Source organism: Thermomonospora catenispora, from assembly GCF_006363815.1.
In the GTDB taxonomy this organism is placed as follows: Bacteria; Actinomycetota; Actinomycetes; order Streptosporangiales; family Streptosporangiaceae; genus Thermomonospora; species Thermomonospora catenispora.
The window spans coordinates 20,926-42,808 of the sequence record NZ_RRYT01000010.1 but is presented as its reverse complement, the minus strand read 5'-3'; the positions used below and the strand labels follow the sequence as shown (position 1 = coordinate 42,808).

The window sequence follows — 21,883 nt, the reverse complement described above, 5'->3', positions numbered from 1 at the left end:
GGGCAGGATCCAGCCCTGCTTCCAGCCGTCCAGCCGCACCGGCCGCAGCGCGGTGCCGCCGATCTCGGCCCGCCATCCGGCGTTGTAGTTCTCGTTGACCGTCAGGAACGACTGCTCGGCGACGTCGACCTCCACGACCCGGGTGGTGGCGCCCCACTCCCGCACGGCGACCGAGGAGGTCTCCCCCCGGACGCGGGTGCCCAGCCCGCCGGTGTCCACGACCGCCGACTCGATCCGGAAGGGGTCGAGCGGCACCCCGGTGAGCCGATTGTCCCCGGCGGTGATCTCGACCCGGCGGCAGGACTCGTAGCGGACCGGCCGTCCCGCCAGCAGATCGCCCATGGTGCCGGTCACCCTGGTGTCGATCAGAGTGCCGTTCAGCCGCAGCTTGGGACCGAATCCGCAGCGCAGCCGGAGCGGCGCCCGGGACACGTCCGGGAGCGGATCGACCCCGGGCACCTCGATCTCGGAGATCTGCAGGGTCGTCGCCGTCGAGGTGTGGAACGTCAGCGTCAGCGAGCGGGTCCGCAGCTTCGCGAACTCGAGCACGCCGTCCTCGTCCACGAAGCCCTCGCGGAGCCGCCCCCCGTCGGCCTGCACGGTGACCCGCAGCGGTCCGCCCGCCCCCGCCGGGCGCTTGACGGTGATCTCCCCCAGCTCCACCGCCCGCCGCCACCGCATCCGGTAGACCGGCCGGGTGTCGCGGTCCCCGGCGATCCACACGGTGGCGGGGTCGCCGTCGAAGGCGGACCTGGGCGCCGCCGCCGGGTGCGTCCGTCCGGAGTCGGCGCTGACCTGCACCCCTGCGCGGCCGCCGGTGTAGCGGGCGACCAGGGCGGGATCCACCAGGGTCGCGGTGCCGGTGAGCGTCCCGCGCGCGGCGGCGGGGGCGGAGAACGTCCGGTCGAAGCCGTGCCCCTCCTCGTCCCGCCGGTGCAGGTAGGCGCTGCACACCCAGGTCGCCGAGCCCGGCATGCACTCGTCGGCGCGGCCCACGCCGCGTTCCATCAGGTAGGAGATCGGGCGGTCGGATCGGGTCCGCGGGGCGGGCAGCCGGAAGGTGCGGGTCGCGCGCACGCCCTGCACGGTCAGCTCGGAGATCGCGGCGCGTCCGTAGACCGGGGCGGCCACCGGCTTGGACAACCGCAGGATCCGGATCCGCAGCCACCGGGTCGCACCGCGCGGCACCTGCAGCGTCTGCGGCTCGGCGACGGCCCGGACCGGCTGCGCGACGACGCCCGCCTCGGTCTCCACGGCGATCCGGCTCGGCGGAGGGCCGAGCAGATGTTCGTTCTGCACGAACGCGGCGGTCACCCGGCCGGGGTCGATGGGCCGGGTGAACTCCACCTTCAGCCACTGGTTCTCGGCCCCCGCCCAGCTGGCGGCCTCCCAGAACGTGGAGGGGTCGCCGTCGAGCGCCGCATACGGGTTGCGGCCGAGGTCGTGCAGATGAGGCGGCGCCTCCGGGTCGGCCGCCGACGCCGAGGAGGTCACCGACGCGATCCCCGCGTAGACCGCGGTGGTGGCGTAGCGGTCCCAGCCGTCGTCGAGGATGTCGGCGGCCCGGTCGCGCTCGGCCTCGGTGAGGGTCGGCGAGATCTGGTGCAGCTCGCCGAACTGCCGCCGGGTGAGCCGCAGCGAGTCCGACACCACGGGGGTCGCGGGGATCTGCGGGGCGTCGTCGTTGAGCAGCACGGGCCGGCCGCGCAGCCGCTGCCCGTCGGCCAGCGTCAGCATCGCCTCCGGTCCCCCGTACAGCCGGACGGCGTCCCGGGTGCCGCTCACGCTGACCACGTCGTCGGCGTCGGCGACCTCGTAGACCTCCAGCGCCGGATAGGCCTGGTCGAAGGTGGAGACGGCGTCGCCGCTGCGCTGTCCGACCTGCGGGCCGAAGTGGGCGACCTTGGTCAGCCCGGGGGTGGCGTCCAGCACCTGGTGCAGCCGGGCGGGCCAGCCGCCGCGCAGCCCGTCGCGTTCCAGGTCGTTGCGGACCAGCAGGTAGCGGACGCTCATCCGGGCGAGGAACTCGCTCAGTCCCGGCGAGGAGCGGCCGGTGACCACCCGCTGGTCGATGGCGTCCAGGGCGCGGGTGTAGCCGGGCGAGCCGGCCGGGACCAGCTGCCGCACCCCCCAGCGGGCCGACAGCAGCGGCTGCATGATGTCGTCCATCGGCCGGCCCCACAGATATTCGCCGAACGGGGCGCCCGGCAGGGCCAGCACCGCATGCTCCCCGGCCCGGGCGTTCAGCCAGGCCGCCGCGTCCCGCCAGTACTTGGGGACCTGGGGGAAGTCGCCGTGGCCCGACAGGCCGGTGCTCAGCGCGGCGACCGCCACGCCCGTCAGCGCCGTGTACGTCGCGGCCAGCACCCGCAGCCGGTGCCGGGCGCGCGGGACCGTCGCCAGCAGGTGGGCGATGCCCAGCGCCAGCGGCAGCCGCACCAGCCCGTCGAACTTGTGCAGGTTGCGCAGCGGCGCCAGCGGCCCGTCCAGCAGGTCCCGCATGAGAGGGGCGAGCGGCCCCTCGACGGCGCTGATGTGCCCGGCCGAGATGATCGCCAGGCCGGTCAGCAGGGTGAGCAGCAGGAACGTGCGTTCCGGCAGGCGGGGGCGCAGCAGGCCGACCAGGCCGAGCGCGGCGACCGCCGCGGTGCACAGCACCGGCAGGACGCCCAGCGACAGCGTGAAGCCGACCGGCGACCAGATCTGCCCGTCGACGACCAGGTAGTTGACCCAGCGTTCGGCGCCGCGCAGCACGGTGAGCAGGCCGGTCGGCCCGGTGGTGACGGAGGCCTTCTCGGTGTAGGTGAGCCAGGAGAACCCGTAGGTGCCGGTCAGCAGCAGCGGGACCAGCCACCATGCCGAAGCCAGCCCCACCGCCAGGGCCCACCAGGCGGCCAGCCGGATCCGGGGCGCGCCGCGGGGCCGGGTGAGCAGGTACAGGAACGGGACGACCAGCACGGCGACGGTGGCGGCGGCGTTGATGCCGCCGCAGCAGGCCACCGCGAACCCCGAGCGGGCCGCCGCGCGGATGCGGCTTCCCCCCTGCACGGCGGTGATGAGCGGCAGCACGATCCACGGCAGCATCGCCAGCGGCAGATACTCCGAGGAGATCTGCCCCAGGGTGGCCAGCCCGTGCGGGGTGAGCGCATAGGCCAGCCCGCCGACCAGCCGGGACAGCGGCCCGCCGATGCCCAGCCGGGCGGCCAGCCGGTGGGCGCCGGTGAACGCCAGGCACAGCAGCAGCGCCAGCCACAGCCGCTGGACGATCCAGACGGGCATCCCGATCAGGTCGCCGAGGGCGTGGAACGGGCCCATCGGGAACCAGTAGCCGACCGCCTGGTTCTGCAGCTGCCCGAACTGCTCGGGATCCCACAGGTGCAGGGCGCGGCCGAGGAACCCCAGCGGGTTCTCGGCCATGTCGATCTTGGTGTCGGCCAGGATCCGGCCCGGCCGGGTGGCCATGGCCAGCATGGTCAGCGCCAGGCAGCAGGCGATCAGCCGGATCCGTTCGCGCAGCCGCGCGTCGAGGTCCTCCTCCCCGGCGGCGGTGTCCCGGTCGGCGTCGGCCAGGCGCAGGGCGAGCGCGTCCACGCCCGCCCTGATGCTCCGCCTCAGCGCCACCAGCGTCCTCGCCCCCTGCTCCTCCTCGCGTGCACGGCCCGGTGGATCAACGCGCCCATCCGTTCGGCGCTGCGGTCCCAGTCGAAGCGGGCCGCCCGGTCCCGGCACCGCGCGGCGATCTCGGCCCGGCGCCGGGGGTCCGCCAGCTCCTTCAGCGCCCGCTCCACCACGTCGGCGAGGTCCTCGCCGTCGTGCACGAGCCAGCCGGTCTCGCCGTCCCGGACCGCCTCGCGCAGGCCGGGCACATCGTAGGCGACCGTGGGCACTCCCAGGGACGCCGCTTCGATCACCGACAGTCCCCAGCCCTCGCCCCGGGAGGCGTTGACGTGCAGGTCTGCCCCGGCGAGCAGGGCGGCCTTGTCCTCCTCGGAGACGAATCCGTGCAGGGCGACCACGTCGTCCAGGCCGCGTTCGGCGATCAGCGCGGCCAGCGGTCCGGCCTCCGGTCCGTCGCCGACCAGGTGGAGGCGCAGCCCCGGGTGCCGGTCGCGGAGCCGGTCGGCCAGGTCGACGAGCCGGTCGACGCGCTTGTGCGGGACGAGCCGGTTGACGCACACCAGCGCCGGGGAGCCGAGCCCTTCGGCGGGGCGCACCGGGCCGGGCGGCATGGTGAGGCCGTTGTAGACCAGGTGCACCGGTCCCCGCCAGCCCAGCTTCTCGCGCAGGTCGCGGGCGGTGGACCGGGAGACCGCCACGCAGGCGTGCCGCCGGTAGGTCCGGTTGGCGACCGGGCCCTCCAGCAGTCGTCCCAGCCCGGCCAGCCAGGCGGGGAAGTACAGGCCGAACTGCTCGGTGTGCACGTGGTGGACCACGCAGAACACCGGCACCCGGCGCGGCAGCACCCAGGGGGTGAAGAAAGGGATGCCGTTCTGGCAGTCCAGCACCGCGTCGAAGCTCCGGCGGCGGAGCAGCATCCACAGCAGGACCAGCGGGTAGACGGTGAACCGGCCGCCGAGCCGCACCACGCGCACTCCCTCGGCCTCGGTGCGCCGGCTCTGCCCGGGCGCCCGCGCCGTCACGTACCGCACGTCCATCCCGGCGGCGGCCAGCCGACGGGCCAGCTCCCAGGCGTAGCGCTCCGCCCCGCCGGCGGCCGGATGCCAGGGGTCGCGCCAGTTGACGACCGCCAGCCGCAGCCGACGGCCCGCCGGTCCAGGGGTCATCGGGTCCCGGGCGCCGGGGGCTCGGGCATCGCCAGGGCGACGGCGGAGGAGGACGCGGCGTCCGGCCGGGGGCTGGCCGTCCGGCGGATCCGCAGCAGGTCGCGCAGGCACCCGACGGCGTGGCGGCGCAGGGAGAACGTGGTGCCGGGCACGTCGTGCCAGACCACCGGGATGTCGGTGATCGAGGCGCCGCGCCGGACGCAGTGCAGCAGCAGCTCCACGTCGAAGGAGAAGCCGGTGGTCTGCAGGTCTGCGGCGGCCTGGCGGGCCAGCGGCCCGGCGAAGAACTTGAACCCGCACTGGGTGTCGGCGATGCCGCCGACCAGGTCGCGGATCATCAGGTTGAACACCAGGGCGCCGATCCGGCGCAGCGGCTTCCCGTACCCCTCGACCACGGAGTCGGGGTGCCGGCGGGAGCCGACCACCACCGGGCGCCCCTCGTCGAGCAGTTTCAGCGCCGTCTGCAGCGCGGACAGCTCGGTGGCCATGTCGGCGTCGCAGAACCCGACGTAGGGGGCGGTGGTGGCCAGCAGGCCGGCGCGCACCGCCGCGCCCTTGCCGCGTTCGGCGCAGTGCAGCAGCCGGACCGGCACCGTGCCGTCCCACCGCCGCACCACCTCGGCGGTGCCGTCGGTGCTGGCGTTGTCCACCACGATGACCTCGGCCGCCACCGGCAGCGACGCCAGCCGCTCCTCCAGCAGCGCCAGGCCGCGCGGCAGCCGTCGTTCCTCGTTGTAGGCGGGAACGACGATCTCCAGCTGCGGCGCGCCGTCGGCGGGCCGCGGGGAACGCCCCATCACGGGCGGCCGATCACCGGGTGCCGTAGTTGTACAGCGGCTGGATGACGGGCTCCTGCTGGCTGGAGTCGACCAGCTGAACGACACCGAACGAGCCGACACCGGCCAGGAACACACCGAGGACAGCGGCGATCACGATCCGCATAGGGGGGCCTTTCTGCGGCTGAACGGGGTGGAGTGAGCGACAAGGTTAATGGGTGTTCCGGACATTGACCAGCCAACGACGCCGATCGTGACAATCCACGCTATCACCACTATGACCTGCGGTGGAGCGGGGTCGACGGGTCGTCGTGGGGACGGCACCTGGAGCAACGTCAGCTCCGGAGCGGACAGGACGACCCTCGCCTCGGGCATCCTGGCCCGCAGCGCCGCCGTCACCGACGGCGCCTCGGCGTCGACGGCCACGTACCTGATCCCGTGGGCGCGCAGCGTCGCCGTCAGCGGCCCGTGCCCGCGGACGGCGGCGTCGAGCCCCTTGGCGCGGGGGTCCTCGGTGGGCACGGTGATGTCCCCGACCGTGACGGCGTCGTTGAGGACCACCCGGCGGGGCAGATAGCGGGGCAGCGGGTTCAGCACCCGGCGGTGGCCGTTCCACGGGTACGACCGGTACGGCGCCCACGGCAGGACGAGGACGTCGCCGGGGACGCGGTCGGCCCGGACGATCCGGCGGGCCTGTTCCCAAGAGTCCGGATACCGCACGGACTGCAGCCGTCCGGCGGCGCCCCACGCCAGCGACGGCAGCAGCGCGATCGGCAGCAGCGCCGCGCACACCACGCCGAAGGCGGGCACCCGCGGCAGCAGCCACGCCACCGCCAGCCCCGCCCCGACGGCCACGACCACCGCCAGCGGCGCGACGTACTGCTGCCCGTCCCGCAGCACCGCGAACCCCGGCCACAGCGCGATCAGTCCGCGCAGCAGCCAGGGCGCCACCGCCCCCAGCGCGGCCACCGCGAACCCGGCCAGTCCGGCCGCCGCGACGCCGGCATACGCCGGGTCCCGCTCGCATCGCCACCGATGCCCGTACGCGGCGAGGGCGGCGAGCACCACCAGCAGCCAGGCCGTCGCCGTCACCGGGTGTCCGTACTGGCGGGGCACCGTTTCGCCGTTCCACACGCCGCCCAGCAGCAGCAGGCTGCCCACCGCCCCGAACGGGGTGTCGGCGCGGGCCGCGAACGCCTCCACCGCCGCCGTGTCCGCCGGAACCCCCGCGGGCCGCAGCCAACCGGTCACCAGCCACGGCAGGCTCAGCACCAGCACCGCCCCGGCGACCCGCAGCGCCGCCGTCGCCCGCGGGCGCGCGGCCGTCACCGCGACGACCAGCGCGGCCAGCCCGGAGACCGCCAGCGCCGCGAACCCCCCGATCCCGGCGGGCACCAAAGACAGCAGCAGCCGCCGCCCCCCGCCGCGTGCGGTGACGCCGGCGGCCCGCCCCAGCGCCCACGGCAGGGCGGCGTACCCCAGCAGCAGCGCCCACTGGCCCAGCAGCAGCCGCTCGGCGACGAACGGGTTCCAGGCGTAGCAGACGCCCGCCGCCAGCCGGGCCGCCGCGTGCTCCGACGGCACCAGCCAGGCCGCCGAGGTGCACGCCATGACGAAGACCGACAGCAGGATCAGCTTCTGCACCAGATCGCCGGGCAGCAGCGTGCCCAGCAGCGCGACCAGCGCGTCGCTGGGCACATGGCGCGGCAGCGTCCCAGTCAGCCCGAACGTCATCCGGTCGAACTCGGGCTCGGGCACGAACACCATGTCGTAGGCCAGCGTGAACCCGGGGGAGAGCGCCGGCCCCAGCGCCGCCAGCCCGAGCCCCAGCCCGACCAGGGCGGCCGTCAGGTGCCGCATCCGTCCCGCCATAGGCGCAGGAGGCTACCCGATCGTCCCGTCCGCCCGGCCCGCGGACGCCCCGGCCGGCGGGCGCCCGTCGGCCGGCGCCGCCGGTCAGCGGCGGGGCGGCTCCGGGTCGCGGGGCAGGCCGAGGATGCGCTCGCCGATGACGTTCAGGTTGACCTCGGTGGTGCCGCCGCCGATCGTCATCGCCCGCGACGCCAGCAGCCAGAACGTCCACCGGCGGCGCAGCTCGGACTTGCGGCCGCCGGTCAGCGCGCCCTCCTCGCCGAGGAGGGTGAAGCCGTACTCGGTGACCCGCTGGCCGTGCTCCATCGCCACCAGCTTGCGGACGTTGGCGGTGGCGCCGGGGTCGGTGCCCGACAGCTGCCGGAGCGTGGCGCGCAGCCCCAGCAGCAGGTAGGCGTGCTCGTCGGCGGCCAGCCGGCCCAGGCCGTCCAGCACCACCGGGTCGTCGCCCAGCTCCAGCTCCCTGATCAGGCCGACCAGCTTGGGCAGGCTCGCGCCGAGCTGGAAGGAGCTGGTCAGCCCGACCCGCTCGTTGGCCAGCGTGTTGCGGGCCACCTTCCAGCCCTGGTTGACCGGCCCCACCACCAGCTCATCGGGCACGAACACCCCGTCGAGGAAGACCTCGTTGAACACCGCCTCGCCGGTGCACTCGCGCAGCGGACGGACCTCGATGCCCTCGGAGGCCATGTCGACCAGGAAATAGGTGATGCCCTCGTGCTTGGGGGCGTCGGGATCGGTGCGGGCCAGGCAGATGCCCCACTGGGCCTCCCGGGCCAGCGAGTTCCAGATCTTCTGGCCGGTGATCCGCCAGCCGCCCTCGACCTTCTCCGCCCGGGTGGTCAGGCTCGCCAGGTCGGAGCCGGCGCCGGGCTCGCTGAACAGCTGGCACCACAGGATCTCGCCGCGCAGCGTCGGCGGCAGGAACCGCTCCTGCTGCTCGGGGGTGCCGTATTGGACCAGCGACGGCACCACCCAGGCGGCGATCATCAGCGGCACCGGGCGGACGCCGGCGCGCCGCAGCTCCTGCTGGATGACGATCTGCTCCAGCGGTCCGGCGTCCCGGCCCCACGGCCTGGGCAGGTGCGGGGTGACCCAGCCGCCCTCGGCCATCGCCGCCCGCTGGGTGAGCGGGTCCATCTCGGCCAGTTCGGCGACCTCTTTCCGGATCCGCGCGCGCAGCGGGGCGGCCTCCTCGGGCAGGTCGACCTCGATGGGGCGGCGGAGCCCGTCCAGCGCCAGCCGCGCCACGCGGGCGTGGTGGGCGGAGGCGCGGCCGGTCAGTGCGCGCAGCGTCAGCGCCCGCCGGTAGATCAGGTGGGCGTCGTGCTCGAAGGTGTAGCCGATGCCGCCGTGGACCTGGATGTTGTCCTGGGCGCAGGTCACGGCCGCGTCCCCGGCCAGCGCCCCGGCCACGCCGATCGCGTACCCGCGCTGGTCGGCCCGCTCGCCGGCGTCGATCGCGCGGGCGGCGTCCCAGACGGCGGCCCGGGCCCGTTCGGTGGCGATCAGCATCCGGGCGATCTTGTGCTTGACGCCCTGGAACTGCCCGATGGGGCGGCCGAACTGCTCGCGGAGCTTGGCGTAGGCGGTGGCGTCCTCGGTGGCCCGCCCGGCGAGGCCGCACGCCTCCGCGCCCAGCACCACGACGGCGAGGTCCCGGATCGGTCCGTGCAGGATCCGCTCCAGCGGGACGGTCGCGTCCGACACCCGGACGCTCCCGACCGGGCGGGTCAGGTCGAGGGAGTCCCCGGCCTCGATCACGGCGTCGGCGGCGTCCACCACCGCCCATTCGTCCTCGCCCAGCGGCAGGAGGAGCAGGTCCGCCAGCGGGGCGCCGAGCACCGTCTCGGCCGATCCCCGGATGCGGGAGCCGTCCGCGGTGAACTCCCCCCGCAGCGCCACCGCCGCCGTCGCCGACCCGTCGGCCAGGGACGGCAGCAGGTCGGCGCGGGCCTCGTCGGCGCCGTACGCGGCGATGGCGGCGGAGGCCAGCACGGTCGGGACGTACGGGCCGGGGGCCAGCGCCCGGCCCAGCTCCTCCAGGGCGACGGCCTGTTCGACCAGGCCGAAGCCCTGGCCGCCGTGCTCCTCCGGCAGATGGAGGCCGAGCAGCCCCTGCCCCGCCAGGGCCTCCCAGAAGGGGGGACGTCCCTCGCGCCGTGGGGACTCCACCTCCGCGCGCACCGTCTGCGCGGTGATGTGCCGTTCCACCAGGCCGCGCACCGACGCGGCCAGTGCCTCGTGTTCCTCGGTCAGCCCGATCGCCATGCTGCCACCTTGTTCATGGTCGCGGTCATGCCACGCCGCCGAGCGGCTCGGTCCCGAGCCGCTCGCGTGACCAGGCGGTCAGCTTACCGAATGCTATTCGGTAGACGGTCTGACCGGGCGGAGACCGGTCAGGAACGCGGTGATGTCCGGGTACAGCTTCCGATGCGTGTTGGGGACGCTGGCGAACACCAGGGCCGGGGTCCTGCGCCCGGTGTCGATCACCGCGACCGCCACCAGCTCGCCGGTGGCGCGCACCCCCGGCCGCCGGTAGCTGAGCCGGGTGCCGATCATCCAGCCCCGCCGTCCGCCCACGGTCAGCGCCTGCGAGGCCACCGGCCGCGCGGTGTGCGGGAACCCGTAGTACCGCTTGAGCAGGTCGTCCAACGCCAGCGCCGTGACCTGCTTGAGGCTGTCGGGCCCGGTGTAGTGGGACACCAGCGCGGGCTGCAGCCCGCCGGTCAGCAGCTGGCCGTACCAGATCCGGTTCCCCCGGCGCTCGGTCACCACCACCTGCTGCCCGGACCAGCCCTTGACGGCCAGCCGGTTCTGCTTGGTGGGCAGCCGCCAGGGCGGGCCGAACCGCGGCCAGGCCAGCCCGGAGGTCCGATCGACGACCATCCCGACCCGGCGGGTGGGCGTGCCGGGGAAGCGCGGCATGGCCTTGTCCGGCGGAACCTCCACCTGCTGGTCCACCGGGGCGCCGACGGGGCTCGGCACGGACTGGCCGGAGTCGGCGGGGGCGGGATCGGAGCCGGAACCGTCGCGCTTGAGGAAGAACACGCCGCCGGCCGCCACCAGCGCGATCAGCAGCAGTCCGACGCCCGCGTACAGGCCGAGCCGGGAGCGGCCCTCCTCCTCGAACCCGGCGGAGTCGCCGCCGCGGCCCTCTCCGGCCCGCTGCTCCTCATCGTCGATCCAGTCCGGCAGCCGCCAGTTGCCGCTGCTGGGCTTGCCCGGCCTGACCGGCGCGTTCGCCCCGGGCATCTCGACCGGCGCGTAGTTGTCGACGCCCCCGCCCCGGTCGCCGCCGCCGTCGAACAGCGACCCCTCCCAGCCGGCGGGCCGCTCCTCGGCCGGACGGTCCGCGCGTTCGTCCTCGTCGGCGGTGACGGCCGGAGCCACCCGGACGTCACCGGGTTCGGCGGGGCCGGCCGGGCTCTCCTCGCCCCGGAGCGATGCGGCGACGGCCGCTCCCCCGTCGCCCTCCCCGGCCCCCTCGGGCTCCGCGGTCTCGGCGGTCGGGGTCGACGCCGCGACGGGGCCGGTCTCCTCGCCCCGCGGCTCCCGCCGAGGCGCGTCCTCCGCGTCCTCCGCATCCGCCACGGCCTTCGCATCCGCCGCGGTCTCCGCGTCCTCCCCGGACGCGGCGGCGGGGCGGGCCGGCCGCTCGAACCAGGGGTTGGGCCGCGGTCGTGCGTCCCGATCGTCCTCGCTCTCCTGCACGGGCCGTTCCCGCTCGTCGGCGGATCCCTCCCCGCCGACGGTCGCACCGTCCCGGGGATCCGCGCCGCCCGCGGCCTCCTCCGGCTCCTCCTCCGCCCCCGACGGCTCGGAGAACTCGGTCCGACCGGTCGGTGCGGGCACCTCGATCTCGGGAAGCTCAAAGGATCTCGGCGGGCGCCTCTCGTCGGATCCGCCGTCGGAGTCCGACGGCGACGGGTCGGTGCGGTCCTCGGTGGCGGCCATGTCGTCGGTCATCTCCGTCCAGCGCGCTCCGCGCTCCCCCTCGTCGGACATGCGGCACACGTTACGCGAAGATCACCATATGTCGCCGGGCGGGCAGTCACACTAGGGACACAGCTTGCTATCGCCTCAATGATCACCCTGGTCACTTACGTAGCCCTCAGTCACCAGACCGCCTTCGACGGGCCTCTCCGGGCTCTCCGGCGCCAGCCGCTCCCGGCCCAGCAGCGTCCCTCCGGCCACCGCCCCCGGCATGAGCAGCACCGCCCCCAGCGGGATCAGAAACGTGACGAACACCGCCACGCCGAATCCCACGACCACCGGCCGCTTCCGCCGCATCAGCGCGAACCGCCCCCTCAGCTTCAGCCCGCGCCGCTCCAGCACCGGCGTGGTCAGCTCCGCCGCCAGCAGCCACCCCGACACCGCGGCCGCCGCCACCGGCACCGCGAACTGACCGATGATCGGCACGAACCCCAAGGCGAAGAACGCCACCGCGGCCGTCAGGCCCAGGACCCCCAGGACCAACGACTCCCACACCGCCCGCCACAGCTGCGCCGGCCACGGCGCATCCCACGTCGGCGCCCCGCCGTGATCCTCCTCCACCCGTTCGGAGATCTTCTCGTAGAACGGATCGCCCACCAGCAGCGTCGCCGTCGTGAACGTCAGCACCGCCGCCAGCCCGCCGGCCACGAGGATCGCGACCCCCGCGATCACCCGCACGACCCGCCGCCACTCCTCCTGCCAGGAGTCCGCGAACGGCGTCACCGCCTCGGCCAGCCCGCCGACCCGCCCCGCCAGCCACACCAGCGCCGCCGCGTACCCCGCCAGCACGATCAGCGCGGGCACCAGTCCCAGCAGCCACCACCCCGGCCGCCGGACGGTCCACCAGATCCCCCGACCCAGATAGCCGGCCCCGACGAAGAACCCGGTGATCCCGCGCTCACCGCCCACGTTCGGCATCCTCCCCCTCGCTCTCCCCCTCGCCCGTGTCGTCCTCGCATCGTCGCGGTCCGTGACGTCGTGGGTCAGGGCGTTTCGCACGGCCGTTCGACGCAGGGAGCGCGCCGCCGGATCCACTCGCGCCGACCGGCCCTCGCGTCCGCATCGCCCCTCCCCCGCCTCACGGGTCCCAGTCACGCCCCACGGCGGCCGTCGCTCGGGTCGCCGCCCGACTTCCGCTCGCCTCCCCTCGCCTCAGAGCCCGAGGTCGCCTCCCTCGTGCCCGCGCCGGGCAGGTCCGGGGCGGAAGAACACGAATGCCGGCACGGCGGGCGCCGTGCCGGCATTCGAGAGCAGTGGAGGTGGCGGGATTCGAACCCGCGTCCTTCGGTCATGCGCCAGGGCTTCTCCGGGCGCAGCCTGCTAGGCGTTTTCTCGGCCCCGGTGCTCACGCAGGCAAGTCACCGACAGGCCCAGTCGCTGTGCGCTTGTCCCTGCTCACCCCGCGACCGGGTGGGCAGGTGGAGTCTCCTCACGATGCCAGATCCCGGGCCGGAGACGCTCCCGGGCTGACAGAGTCGCTACTCGCTCAGGCGGCGAGAGCGAACTCGGACTGCGACTTGTTGGCAGTTATTGTTCGCGGTCACGGGATTTACGAGGTCGCAACCGCAGCCCTCGGCCCGCTTCCCCTGACGACATCGACCGAAGTCGAAGCCGGTCACCCCCATGTGAACATGTCAAGCAGCCAGACCACATCGGGCCTGTGCTTTACACATTACTCCAGAACATCTGCGGCACCAACCTCATTCCCGGCCCCCCGGCCCTGCTCCCCGGGGCCCGCTCAGGGCCCGCCCGGGCCCTCCGCTCCGCCCCGCGGGGGGCGGGGCCGCGCCCCGGCGGCGGACCACGACGCTCGACACGACGACGAACGCCGTGATCGATGCCGGTGATCGCCGACGGTGACCGATGCCGGCCGCGGCGGGCCGCCTCCCGACGGCCTCCCGGGAGGCCGTCGGGGCCGTACACGGCGCACATGAAACGCCCCGGTGGGCGCGTTCCCGCGCCCACCGGGGCTGACCGGCAGGGTCGGGCCGGTCCGGACGGCAGAGCCTCCCCCGAGACGAGGCCCTGGTCTCATCACGGCGACTGAGTCCGCAACCCCCCAAGCGGTGTCTCAGTCACCCATAAAGACGAGCGGAAGGGCCCGACCGGTTGCGCCCCGCACGTAAAGAGATAACAAATCGGCAACGACGGCGGACCGGACAGGCTAGCTGAGGTACTTGGCGGCGATCGTCGCGGCGTTGACCTTGCCCTCGACGGCGATGGCGAAGGCGATGCCGCCGCGGAAGCCGACGAACCAGGAGACCGTCCGCGGCTTGCCCGCCTCGGTGTAGGAGACCTGGGCGACCACGCCGTGCACCGGGACCGAGCCGGGGACCCGGGCGGCCCGGGCGGTGCCGGAGTGGACCGCGCGCTGCATCAGCCGCTTCAGGTCGCCGGCCGGCACCGGGTCGAGCGGCTGCGCCTGGATGGTCTGCTTGTCCTGGGGGGACTTCAGCAGCAGCGGAGGACGCCAGGTGCCGCTCTCCACCGCCCCGGCGGTCAGCGCCATGCCCAGCGGGCTGGCCAGCACGCCGTTCTCACCGAGCACGGTGGCGGCCTTGCCGGCGTCGTCCTTGGGCGCGGGCACGGTGCCGGAGAACGCCGGGACCGACAGCTGCCAGTCCTTGCCGAACCCGAAGCGGCCCGCCTCCCGCAGCAGGGCGTCGTTGGACAGACGGGTGCTGGCGGCGGCCAGCGTGGTCGCGCACGACCGGGCGAAGTTGAGCTGGAAGGAGGCCTTCTTGGACGTCCCCCGGCCGCCGGGGTTGGCGAACGTGCGCCCGCCGACCGCGGTGGTGGCCGGGCACTCGGTGCTGTCCGTCTGGGACATGCCGCTCTGCAGCAGCGCCTCGGCGGACACGATGCCGAACGCCAGCCCCGGCGGGTAGCGGCCCTCCATGGCCTTGTTGACGCCGTCGGTGCGGTGGTTGGCGACCGCGAGCACCTCGCCGTTGTTGGAGCGCACCACCACCATCGAGGCGGGGACGTTCAGCCCGGCCAGGGCGCGCTGAGCCTTCCGCTGGTGGGCGAGGTCGATCGTGGTGCGGACCGGGCGCGGCTGCTCGCCGCGCCACTCGGCCAGCACCTGGCGGTGCCGTCCGGTGGAGTCGACGGCCACCACCTTGACGGTCGGCGTTCCGGCGAGCCAGCGCTGGTGCAGCAGCTGGATGCCGTTGACGCCGATGGTGTCACCGGGCTGGTAAGGGGCGCCGACCCGCTGCAGCCGGTCGTCGGTGGCGGGGCCGAGGCTGCCGACGAGTTCGGGGGCCGCGGCGGGCGCGATCGGCGCGACCACCTGTCGGACGTGCAGTCCCCGGATCTGCCGCAGCCGCATCGCCACGTTCGGATGCTCGGCGCGGCTGAGCATCACCAGCGGCAGGAAGTCGCTCGGCGGCGCGGACCGCACCCGGCCCAGGAGCCGTTCGGCGTCCAGCTTGCGGTCGCCCGTCGCGGTGGCCTCCACCAGCCGGGCGATGGTGCGCTGCGGGTCGCGGAGCTGACCGGGGTACACCCCGACCACGTCGGCCTGGACCTTCCTGATCAGCGAGCGGCCCTGGGTGTCGAGGACGTCGCTGCGCTGCGGGTTCTCGGTGACCACCGCCAGCCGCTGGCCTTCGCGGAGGTTCGGGTGGATGATCGACGGGCTCCACACGACCTTCCAGCGACCGCCGATCCGCTTGAGCGTCATCTCGCCCGGATAAGAGAACGGCTCTCCGTTCTCCCCCAGGTCGATCTCCACCGAGAACCGGGCGAACGCCTGGTCGCCCTCTCGGACGATGGCCTTGGCCTCCCGGTCCCCGCCGTCGGCGGCGACCTGCCCGGAGCCCGGCCCGCCCTGCACGGGCAGCCCGCTCAGCCCCAGCCCCAGCTTGATGGACGCCGCGTCGAGCTGGTCGGCCATCTGGCTGAGCGCCTGGACCACGGTCCGGCGATCGGCGCCCACCGTCCTGGCGGCGGCGGCCTCGTAGTTGCCGACCTCCCACGCCACCAGGAAGTCCCGCACGGCGGGCATGGCCGAGGACTCGGCGAAACAGCCGGTGGCGGTCGAAGCGACCATCACACCGCATGCCGCGGCCGAGACCACTCGGCGTGCGCGGCCACCGGTTCTCCAGCGCGTGAACCCCACCGCTCAGACCCTGCCGCCACTGCGGGCCCGCAGCCGGACCGAACGAGCTCTTGCCATCTCCCGGGCGGCTTCCCGTTTCGCGATCTGTTGACGTTTGTCGTAAGTCTTCTTACCACGGGCCAAGGCGATCTCGACCTTGGCCTTGCCGTCCTTGAAGTACAGCGACAGCGGGACGAGCGTCAACCCCGCCTCCTTGGTCTTGGCGGTGATCCGCCCGATCTCCCGCTTGTGCAGCAGCAGCTTGCGGGGCCGCCGGGGGGCGTGGTTGGTCCAGGTGCCCTGCAGGTACTCGGGAATGTGCACGCCCTCCAGCCAGACCTCGCCGTCCTTGACCCGGGCGTACCCGTCGACCAGCGAGGCCCGTCCGGCGCGCAGCGACTTGACCTCGGTGCCGGTCAGCACCAGGCCCGCCTCCCAGGTGTCCTCGATGTGGTAGTCGTAGCGGGCCCGCTTGTTCTGGGCCACCAGCTTGCGGCCTTGCTCACGTGGCACGTGTCTCTCGCCTCAGTCCTTCGTGCGGGGCCCGTCCTGCAGGCCCTTGGTCGGGGCGGCGGCCACCAGCCCGCGCAACACCCCGGTGGCCCGCCGCATGGCCTCCGCCGGGGGGCGGTCCGCGGACACCGGCACGTCGGGGTCGATTCCGACGCCGTCGAGATCGCGGCCGCTCGGCGTGCGGTAGCGCCCCACGGTCAGCTCGATCACCGAACCGTCGTCCAACCGGACCGGCTCCTGCACCGATCCCTTCCCATAAGTACGCGATCCTACGATCACCGCGCGATCCCGGTCGCGCAGGGATCCGGCGACCACCTCGGCGGCGCTGGCGGTGCCGGCGTCCACCAGGACCACCAGCGGGGTGCGCCCGTCGCCGGGGGCGGTCACCGGCAACCGCTGGGGCGGCCGGCCACGGCGTTCGTAGACGACCACCACGCCCCCCGGCAGCAGCGCCGAGGCGGTCTGCACCGCCTCCTCCAGCAGGCCGCCCGGGTTGCCGCGCAGGTCCAGGATCAGCCCGCCGCCGCGCTGCGCCCGCCACTGCTCCACGGCCGTGCGGACCCGGCGCCCCACCCCCCGGGTGAACGCCGAGACCCGGATGACCTGGATGTCGCGTTCGGTGCGCTCGACGGTCACCTCCTCGCCCTGCACCGGGGCGCGGACCAGCCGGAACTCCTGCTCGGCCGAGCCGCGGCGCACCCGCAGCGTCACCGCGGTGCCGGGCCGGCCGCGCAGCGCGGCGGCGATCCGGGACGGGGGCCAGCCCGCCACCGGACGGCCGGCGATCGCGACGATCACGTCGCCGGCCCGCACTCCGGCCCGCTCGGCGGCCGAGCCGGGCTGCACGCTGGCGACCGTGACCGGGTCGGCGTCCGACCCGGTGCCGCCCAGCCACAGCCCGACCCCGCTGTAGCGGCCGCTGAACCGTCCCTGGGCGTCGTCGTACTCGACCGCGGTGTAATACCGGGCCCACGGGTCGCCCAGGCGGCGCAGCATCCCCTCGACCGCGGCCCGTTGCAGATCGGTCCGGCCGACCGGGATGGCCGAGGTGTCGGCGATCCGCCGGGCCGCCTCGTCCAGGGTGCCCTGACCGCTCTCTCCGGCGGAGGTCTCGGGCTCGGTCCCGGTCACCACCCCCGCGCCGTACGCGATCAGCAACGCCACAGTGACCGCGGCGGCGCGAACGGGTCGACCGGTCCGCAGTGCTCGGGGAAGGTGGCCGGTCAGCCGGGGCATGGCAACGAGTGTAAGACGGGTGGGACGACCTTCCGGTCAGATCCGCAGGTATCGGCGCAGGCTCAGGAACGAGGCCACCGCGCACAGCAGCACGCCCACGCAGATGGAGAACACGATCACGCCGGTCACCGACGTCCACGACAGGCGGCTGGTGAACTCCAGCGACTCCTGCAGCTGGTCGATCAGCACGATCTTGCTGCCGACCAGCAGGATGGCCGCGAACAGGCCGCCGATCAGGCCGGCGATCGCGCCCTCCAGGATGAACGGGAGCTGGATGTACAGGTTGGAGGCGCCCACCAGGCGCATGATCCCGGTCTCCCGCCGCCGGTTGAACGCCGACAGCCGGACCGTGTTGGCCACCAGCAGCACCGCCGCGATCACCTGGATGGCCGCGATCATGATGGCCGCCCACTGCAGGCCGTTGAGGATCTTGAAGAACCGGTCCAGGATCTCCTTCTCGTTGACCACCTGGTCCACGCCGGCCCGGTTCGCCAGCAGCTTGGTGATCTCGTCGACCCGCTCGGGGTCGCTCAGCCGCACCCGGAACGAGTCGGGGATGTCACCGACCTTGGTCCCCTGCAGCAGCCCCGGGTTGCTGGAGAAGGTCTCCTTGAACCGCTCGAAGGCCTGCTCCTTGCTCTCGTAGGTGACCTGGGCCACCACCGGCGAGCCCTCGAGATCCCGCTTGATCTCGGCCTTCTGCTGGTCGGTGGCGTCGGTCTTGTTGCAGCTGGGGTTGGTGCTGGTCTTGTTGCACAGGAAGACCGAGACCTCGATGCGGTCGTGCCAGTAGCTCTTGGAGCTGTCGACCTGAAGCTTGACCAGCAGGCCGGTGCCCAACAGCGCCATGGCGATCGCCACGGTGATGACCAGGGAGACGGTCATCGTCAGGTTGCGGCGGAGACCGATCCAGATCTCCTGGAGAACGAACTGTGCGCGCATGCTTCGCTGTCCTTGGTCGACCTCGCCTGCCGGAAGTGTGGGCGGGGCTCGGTTGCCGGCTGTGTCAGTACGCCTGACCGTACACGCCGCGCGACTGGTCCCGGACGACCCGACCGCCCTCCAGCTCGACGACGCGCTTGCGGAAGGCGTCGACGATCGCGGCATCGTGCGTGGCCATGACGACGGTGGTGCCGGTCCGGTTGATGCGGTCCAGCACCTTCATGATGCCGATCGAGGTGGCCGGGTCGATGTTCCCGGTCGGCTCGTCGGCGAGCAGGATCATCGGCCGGTTGACGAACGCCCGGGCGATGGCGACTCGCTGCTGCTCGCCACCGGACAGCTCATGCGGCATCCGGTGCGCCTTGCCCTCCAGGCCCACCAGGTCGATGACCTCGGGCACCACCTTGGCGATGAACCGTCGCGGCTTGCCGATGACCTCGAGCGCGAACGCGACGTTCTCGAAGACGTTCTTGTTGGGCAGCAGCCGGAAGTCCTGGAACACGCAACCGATCCGGCGGCGCAGGTGCGGCACCCGCCAGTTGCTGAGTCGGCTGAGGTCCTTGCCGGCCACGTGCACCCGCCCCTGGGTGGGCCGCTCCTCTTTGAGGATCAGGCGCAGGAAGGTGGACTTGCCCGATCCCGAAGGGCCCACCAAGAACAGGAATTCGCCCTTTTCGATGGACACGTTCACGTGCTGCAGGGCGGGCCGGTTCTGGTTCCGGTAGACCTTGGTGACGTTGTCGAAATGGATCACGGCTGCATCACGGCTCGTCAGTCTAGAGGCTGGGAACGGCTCCTTGGCCACCCCCGAGGGGCCCGCGACGCAGGCCGCGGGTACTCCGGGATAGCAGCCCGGTTGACCATCGAGCAGTCTAGGGTCGCTGTCAACCGTTTGGCCCGCTCGCTCCGGAACCCGGGGCCTCCCCCGGGTTTCGAGGCTCGCAGACCGGCTATGGCGACCATACAAGGCAGCTAGGCTGGATGGCGGCGAAACAGGCCATTTACCCCAGGGAGGTCGCGAGATGAGCTGTGATCATCTGATCTGCGCTCGATGCTCGCACCCCGTCAGCGAGGGCCGTTGCCCGACCTGCCGGGCGGCCCGCGAGGAGTTCCACGCCCACGGCTTCGCCCTGCCGCCGGCCCTCGTGCTGACGACCCTGGTCCTGTTGCTGGCGCTGTCCCTGGTCCTCGCGGTCCGGTACGGGTCCTACTGAGGCCCCGCCGGCGCTGGTTGACCTTCTGCGGAGAGCTAGTTGACCTTCTGCGGAGAGTAGGCGCGGGTGACCGCCCCGTCGGTGGCGATGACCTCCGCCTTGGGCTGCGGTTTCTTCGGCTTGGCCTTCGGGGGGTCGTAGGCGGCGAACTGCAGGGTCTGGGAGACGTGCAGCTCGTTGCCGAGGATCAGGCTGTCGAGCAGATGAGCGGCCTCGGTGGGGATGGGGGGCCGCCGGGACTGGTCCTTGGCGAGGGTGACGGTGTCGCGGCCGAGCGCGTACAGCACCAGCGCGCCCCCATCCACGGTGCGCAGCGCGAACACCGGGTGCATGGTCGCCGGGAACACCACGTCGAAGGCCAGATCCGACTTCTCGGCCTCCTTCTTGATCCGCCGGGTCTCGTGGTAATAGGCGGTGGTGCCCACGCCCGGCTTCATCAGCCGGGCCTGCACGCTGTCGGGCCCCTCCTCGGCGATGCCGGCCTGGATGCCGGCCACGCTCTTGGGCGGGATCAGCAGGTCGGTCTCCCCGGTGAGCACGGCGGTGGCGTACCCCTCGGCGTCGAGCGCGATCTTGGGCGGCTCGGCCTTCTCCTTCAGCGTCGTGAGCAGGCTGAGCGTCCACCCGGCCTCGGGGCTGCGGCGGATGAACGCCATCAGCACGGTGCGGGAGCCGTCCTCCTCGGCCCGCTCCCCCTCGGGGGGCCGGACCCTGCGCTCGGCGGACACCACGAACCACTGCGGATAGGTGTCCTCCGACAGCTTCGGCACATAGAAGACCGGCTCGACGTACTCATAACGCGGCAGCGGCTCGTCGTGGAAGACCGCGTGGCGGTATTCGGCGGCGGTGAGCGCGGACTGCCCGTCGGAGACCCACTGGAGCGCCAGCCGCTCGTCGCCGCTGGCGCGGGCCACGTCCTCGTTGTTGACGAACCGATGGAACTCGCGGGCGGCGACCTGGAGCGTCAGCCGTTCCGGGACGGCGGGGGTGACGGCCGCCGCGACCGGGGCGGTGGAGGCGCCGCGTTTCTCCGCGGAGCATCCCACCGCACCGATGCCGAGCAGCAGCGCGAGGGCTGATACGGCCAGTGAGGTCCCTTTCACCGCCTGCCCCCCGACTCGTCCGACTTGCTGTGGCTGGTGAGCAGGATTCTGCCATCAATGCACGCTCCGCACGGCCACCGGCGTGCGTTCCCCGGCCGGCGACGACACCGGCGGATCCCGGCCGAGCGCGAGGCCGGAGCGGTCGCCGCCCGCCGATAAACTTGCGAATGTGGCAGGTATCGACCCCGTAGATCAGCTCAAGGAACTCGGCTCGACCCTCACCGGCATCGAGGCCGTGCTGGACCTGGACGCCATGCGCGCCGAGATCTCCCGGCTGCGCGAGGAGTCGGCCGACCCGGACCTGTGGAGCGACCAGGAGCGCGCCCAGCAGGTGACGCGCCGGCTGTCGCATCTGGAGAGCGAGCTGAACCGGGTCACCGGGCTGCGGCAGCGGCTCGACGACGTCGCCACGCTGTATGAGCTGGCCGAGGAGATGGACGACGCCGAGACCCGGGCGGAGGCCGATGCGGAGCTGCGCTCGCTGGCCAAGGACGTCCAGCAGCTGGAGATCCGCACCCTGATGACCGGCGAGTACGACCACCGCGAGGCGTTGATCACCATCAACGCGCAGGCGGGCGGGGTGGACGCCGCGGACTGGGCGCAGCAGCTGCAGCGGATGTACCTGCGTTGGGCCGAGCGGCACGGCTACCCGACCGAGATCTATGAGACCTCCTATGCGGAGGAGGCCGGGATCAAGTCGACCACGTTCGCCGTCAAGGCCCCGTACGCCTACGGCACGCTGCGCGGCGAGCACGGCACGCACCGGCTGGTGCGGATCTCCCCGTTCGACAACCAGGGGCGCCGGCAGACCTCGTTCGCGGGGCTGGACGTGATGCCGGTGGTCGAGCAGAGCGATCACGTGGAGATCGACGAGAACGATCTGCGGATCGACGTGTACCGCTCGTCGGGCCCGGGCGGGCAGGGCGTCAACACCACCGACTCGGCGGTGCGGATCACCCACATCCCCACCGGCATCGTGGTGTCCTGCCAGAACGAGCGGTCCCAGCTGCAGAACAAGGCCACCGCGATGGCGGTGCTGCAGGCCAAGCTGCTGGAGCGCAAGCGGCAGGAGGAGGAGGCCAAGATGGCCGACCTGCGCGGCGAGGGCACCAGCAGCTGGGGCACCCAGATCCGCAACTACGTGCTGCACCCGTACCAGATCGTCAAGGACCTGCGCACCGGCGTCGAGGTGGGCAATCCGGCGGCGGTGCTGGACGGGGAGATCGACGAGTTCATCGAGGCGGAGATCCGCTGGCTGCGCCAGCAGGAGAGCGAGAAGAAGGCCGCGGAGAAGTCTGCGGAGAAGTCGACGGAGAAGGCCTGACACTTCGCATTCCGGATTCGG

The 21,883-nt window shown here is 73.2% G+C and carries 15 protein-coding genes, 1 other RNA gene and 1 pseudogene; 2 read left to right on the top strand and 15 right to left on the bottom strand.

Annotated features, from left to right (window positions below):
- Positions 1-1,572: 1,572 nt before the first annotated feature.
- From EIO00_RS25155 to ftsE, 14 genes and pseudogenes are all read right to left on the bottom strand, one after another.
- Positions 1,573-3,471: pseudogene (locus EIO00_RS25155) on the bottom strand (alpha-(1->3)-arabinofuranosyltransferase domain-containing protein); the annotation flags it as partial.
- 140 nt (positions 3,472-3,611) lie between these two features.
- Positions 3,612-4,784 (bottom strand): glycosyltransferase family 4 protein, encoded by a 1,173-nt coding sequence (locus EIO00_RS10245; RefSeq protein WP_140177557.1) that lies wholly within the window; start codon positions 4,782-4,784, stop codon positions 3,612-3,614.
- The gene (locus EIO00_RS10240; RefSeq protein ID WP_140177556.1) at positions 4,781-5,581 is read right to left on the bottom strand and encodes a glycosyltransferase; all 801 of its coding nucleotides are present in this window, start codon (positions 5,579-5,581) and stop codon (positions 4,781-4,783) included. The genes EIO00_RS10245 and EIO00_RS10240 overlap by 4 nt, the downstream gene beginning before the upstream one ends.
- Before the next feature lie 13 nt (positions 5,582-5,594).
- Positions 5,595-5,717, bottom strand: a complete 123-nt coding sequence (locus EIO00_RS25595; protein WP_277752867.1) for a hypothetical protein — start codon at positions 5,715-5,717, stop codon at positions 5,595-5,597.
- Positions 5,714-7,420 carry an MmpA family trehalose lipid delivery protein gene (locus tag EIO00_RS10235; protein WP_241661258.1) on the bottom strand — a complete coding sequence of 569 codons (1,707 nt, stop codon included), beginning with the start codon at positions 7,418-7,420 and terminating at the stop codon, positions 5,714-5,716. The genes EIO00_RS25595 and EIO00_RS10235 overlap by 4 nt, the downstream gene beginning before the upstream one ends.
- A gap of 96 nt (positions 7,421-7,516) precedes the next feature.
- Entirely contained in the window at positions 7,517-9,700 is a 2,184-nt protein-coding gene (locus EIO00_RS10230; protein ID WP_140177552.1) for an acyl-CoA dehydrogenase family protein, read from the bottom strand.
- 93 nt (positions 9,701-9,793) lie between these two features.
- Positions 9,794-11,437 carry a hypothetical protein gene (locus EIO00_RS10225; RefSeq protein WP_140177551.1) on the bottom strand — a complete coding sequence of 548 codons (1,644 nt, stop codon included), beginning with the start codon at positions 11,435-11,437 and terminating at the stop codon, positions 9,794-9,796.
- Between the two features lie 75 nt (positions 11,438-11,512).
- Positions 11,513-12,334, bottom strand: a complete 822-nt coding sequence (locus tag EIO00_RS10220) for an EI24 domain-containing protein (protein WP_241661257.1) — start codon at positions 12,332-12,334, stop codon at positions 11,513-11,515.
- A gap of 342 nt (positions 12,335-12,676) precedes the next feature.
- Positions 12,677-13,048, bottom strand: a transfer-messenger RNA (tmRNA) gene (gene ssrA, locus EIO00_RS10215).
- Positions 13,049-13,589: 541 nt separating this feature from the next.
- Positions 13,590-15,482: a penicillin-binding transpeptidase domain-containing protein gene (locus EIO00_RS10210; protein ID WP_140177547.1), complete on the bottom strand. Its 1,893-nt coding sequence runs from the start codon at positions 15,480-15,482 to the stop codon at positions 13,590-13,592.
- A gap of 72 nt (positions 15,483-15,554) precedes the next feature.
- Positions 15,555-16,043, bottom strand: coding sequence for an SsrA-binding protein SmpB (gene smpB, locus EIO00_RS10205; RefSeq protein WP_140177546.1), 489 nt, complete (start codon positions 16,041-16,043; stop codon positions 15,555-15,557).
- 12 nt (positions 16,044-16,055) lie between these two features.
- The gene (locus EIO00_RS10200) at positions 16,056-17,279 is read right to left on the bottom strand and encodes a S41 family peptidase (RefSeq protein WP_140177544.1); all 1,224 of its coding nucleotides are present in this window, start codon (positions 17,277-17,279) and stop codon (positions 16,056-16,058) included.
- A 36-nt stretch (positions 17,280-17,315) separates the two neighbouring features.
- Complete coding sequence (gene ftsX / locus EIO00_RS10195) at positions 17,316-18,221, bottom strand: permease-like cell division protein FtsX (protein WP_140177542.1); 906 nt, start codon at positions 18,219-18,221, stop codon at positions 17,316-17,318.
- Positions 18,222-18,285: 64 nt separating this feature from the next.
- The gene (ftsE, locus tag EIO00_RS10190) at positions 18,286-18,975 is read right to left on the bottom strand and encodes a cell division ATP-binding protein FtsE (RefSeq protein WP_140177540.1); all 690 of its coding nucleotides are present in this window, start codon (positions 18,973-18,975) and stop codon (positions 18,286-18,288) included.
- A 268-nt stretch (positions 18,976-19,243) separates the two neighbouring features.
- Between ftsE and EIO00_RS10185 the strand changes: the two genes are divergently transcribed.
- A complete protein-coding gene (locus EIO00_RS10185; RefSeq protein WP_140177539.1) occupies positions 19,244-19,435 on the top strand; it encodes a hypothetical protein in 192 nt (63 codons plus the stop codon).
- Between the two features lie 35 nt (positions 19,436-19,470).
- On the opposite strand, the gene EIO00_RS10180 is transcribed toward EIO00_RS10185, so the two are convergent.
- Positions 19,471-20,538, bottom strand: coding sequence for a DUF8094 domain-containing protein (locus EIO00_RS10180; RefSeq protein ID WP_140177537.1), 1,068 nt, complete (start codon positions 20,536-20,538; stop codon positions 19,471-19,473).
- Positions 20,539-20,707: 169 nt separating this feature from the next.
- On the opposite strand from EIO00_RS10180, the gene prfB reads away from it, so the two are divergent.
- Positions 20,708-21,862 (top strand): peptide chain release factor 2, encoded by a 1,155-nt coding sequence (prfB, locus tag EIO00_RS10175; RefSeq protein WP_140177535.1) that lies wholly within the window; start codon positions 20,708-20,710, stop codon positions 21,860-21,862.
- The last annotated feature ends 21 nt before the right edge of the window (positions 21,863-21,883 follow it).

What these genes read in the sequence shown, in the direction of transcription:
- EIO00_RS10245 (WP_140177557.1), bottom strand. Translation starts at nt 4,784, where the DNA reads ATGACCCCTGGACCGGCGGGCCGTCGGCTGCGGCTGGCGGTCGTCAAC.
- EIO00_RS10240 (WP_140177556.1), bottom strand. Translation starts at nt 5,581, where the DNA reads ATGGGGCGTTCCCCGCGGCCCGCCGACGGCGCGCCGCAGCTGGAGATC.
- EIO00_RS10235 (WP_241661258.1), bottom strand. Translation starts at nt 7,420, where the DNA reads ATGCGGCACCTGACGGCCGCCCTGGTCGGGCTGGGGCTCGGGCTGGCG.
- EIO00_RS10230 (WP_140177552.1), bottom strand. Translation starts at nt 9,700, where the DNA reads ATGGCGATCGGGCTGACCGAGGAACACGAGGCACTGGCCGCGTCGGTG.
- EIO00_RS10225 (WP_140177551.1), bottom strand. Translation starts at nt 11,437, where the DNA reads ATGTCCGACGAGGGGGAGCGCGGAGCGCGCTGGACGGAGATGACCGAC.
- EIO00_RS10210 (WP_140177547.1), bottom strand. Translation starts at nt 15,482, where the DNA reads ATGGTCGCTTCGACCGCCACCGGCTGTTTCGCCGAGTCCTCGGCCATG.
- EIO00_RS10200 (WP_140177544.1), bottom strand. Translation starts at nt 17,279, where the DNA reads ATGCCCCGGCTGACCGGCCACCTTCCCCGAGCACTGCGGACCGGTCGA.
- ftsX (WP_140177542.1), bottom strand. Translation starts at nt 18,221, where the DNA reads ATGCGCGCACAGTTCGTTCTCCAGGAGATCTGGATCGGTCTCCGCCGC.
- EIO00_RS10185 (WP_140177539.1), top strand. Translation starts at nt 19,244, where the DNA reads ATGAGCTGTGATCATCTGATCTGCGCTCGATGCTCGCACCCCGTCAGC.